The sequence below is a fragment of the Mycobacterium ostraviense genome, from assembly GCF_002705925.1.
GTDB lineage: Bacteria > Actinomycetota > Actinomycetes > Mycobacteriales > Mycobacteriaceae > Mycobacterium > Mycobacterium ostraviense.
Genome location: NZ_NKRE01000040.1, coordinates 1 through 1,691, shown reverse-complemented (window position 1 = coordinate 1,691; position 1,691 = coordinate 1). Strand labels below are relative to the sequence as shown.

The window sequence follows — 1,691 nt, the reverse complement described above, 5'->3', positions numbered from 1 at the left end:
TGCAAGTGCTTAATACGCAGGTCAGAGCACAGAAACCGCAGATAATGACAACAACAGAGCCGAAAGCTCAGTCAGGTTCGAATCCTGCCGGGGGCACCACGGGCCTTAGGAGTTAACGGCAATTTTTGGGCCTCCTCTGAAGACATCGAATGCCCCCGGGCGTGCCCCTTGGAATTCGCCCGTCTGGTGTCATCAAACGCGGTGATCGATTGCCCACCCGTGACACCGGCCGAGAGGGCACCATGTCGACCACCCGTCGCATGAACGGCGCCCTCTTCTGGCTAATGGCGTAGCCAACTCGCCAGCCATCAGACAGCGCCTCGTCGACAAACCTTGGCGGGGGCGCTTGTCGTTTCGCTGTCGCCGATAAGACGCCGGCTCTGGCGTTGGCAATACCAGAGAACTTGATTTGGTTCCAAAGGTTGCTATGTTGCGCAGTCGCCAGCCTTGATCGCGAACACGGGCGGCAGTTGTTGCGCAAATCCGTACCAGTCTCGGTACGGTTTTACTACGATAGATGGCAATACCATACCGAAACTGGTACGGTTTCGCCAGATACGGCCGGATGGAGGGAGGCGATGATGACGTACCGTCAGGATCTATGGGAGATTGCTGCGGAGCATCACGGCATCTTCACCACGCGACAGGCTGAAGATGCGGGCGTCCCGGGTGTCGAGGTGCGCAAGCTTGCCGCACGCGGAGCGCTTACCCGGCTAGGGCACGGCGTCTACCGCCATCTCGGGGTGCCAGCTGATAAGTGGACCGAGCTGGCAGCAACCCTGGCCCGTGTCGGCGAGGACGCCTTCCTGGAAGGCGACACCGTCTTGGCGATGTTCAACCTCGCTCTGGTCAACCCGCCGAAGATCTTCATCGGTACACCGCGCCGTCGGCGTACCGCGCCACCACCGCACACCGTTGTCACAGTTCGGCCCCGAGCGACAGAGGACGGTTTGACCACCTACGAGGGCTTGCGCTGTGTCACGGTTCGACGCGCACTCCTCGACGGGGTCCCCCATCTCCTTAGCGAACGCGTCTCTCAAGCAGTCGCCGAAGCTCAGCGCCGCGAACTCATCGACGAACGCGATGCCGCCGAGATCCGTGGTGCTATCGCCGCCCAGAACCGGCTCCTGGCTCAAGCCGGCTGACGAAACAACTCGGCCGAAACCTTCAGCGAGCAAGGACAACTCATCACTACCCACGACTCCGCGATTGCGGCCTTGGACACACTTGAGTACCCCGGTCCTCCCGTGAACCTGGTCCAATTCGACGGCCGAGTCGAAGCAATTGCCGGCGCACTTGACATCCCGATCGACCGTGCTCGCATGCTGATCGGCAGCGTCATCGTCGCGCAGATGCTTCCCGACAAGGCCGTTGTGAAGGGCGGCATCAGCGTGAAATTCAGGCTCGGGGAAGTCGGCACCCGAGCAACCGCGGACCTGGACGTAGCCGCCCGAAACCGCACCACCTTCCTCGACGAGTTGAACCAGCGGCTTGAAATCGGCTGGGGAACAGTGCCCGCGAGCCGGGGCGCCCTTAAGAGAAACCCGGACGCACCTCCGAGGCGCGCGTTCAGTGGAATGGCTCGACCGGCTAGGAGGCTTCTGAACAACGAACGCGGCAGGGGCGGGAAGAACGCCGACAAGGCCGTCTCTTCGGCGGTAGGTCAGACTTGATTGGTCGACAACGTGGTC

The 1,691-nt window shown here is 61.7% G+C and carries 2 protein-coding genes; both read left to right on the top strand.

All coding sequences use genetic code 11. The features are described from left to right. Nucleotides 1-581: 581 nt before the first annotated feature. Nucleotides 582-1,145, top strand: a complete 564-nt coding sequence (locus tag CDN38_RS27790) for a type IV toxin-antitoxin system AbiEi family antitoxin domain-containing protein (RefSeq protein WP_075510469.1) — start codon at nucleotides 582-584, stop codon at nucleotides 1,143-1,145. Nucleotides 1,146-1,322: 177 nt separating this feature from the next. Beyond that, complete coding sequence (locus CDN38_RS27785; RefSeq protein WP_142361392.1) at nucleotides 1,323-1,673, top strand: hypothetical protein; 351 nt, start codon at nucleotides 1,323-1,325, stop codon at nucleotides 1,671-1,673. Nucleotides 1,674-1,691: the final 18 nt, after the last annotated feature.

What these genes read in the sequence shown, in the direction of transcription:
- CDN38_RS27785 (WP_142361392.1), top strand. Translation starts at nt 1,323, where the DNA reads ATGCTGATCGGCAGCGTCATCGTCGCGCAGATGCTTCCCGACAAGGCC.
- CDN38_RS27790 (WP_075510469.1), top strand. Translation starts at nt 582, where the DNA reads ATGACGTACCGTCAGGATCTATGGGAGATTGCTGCGGAGCATCACGGC.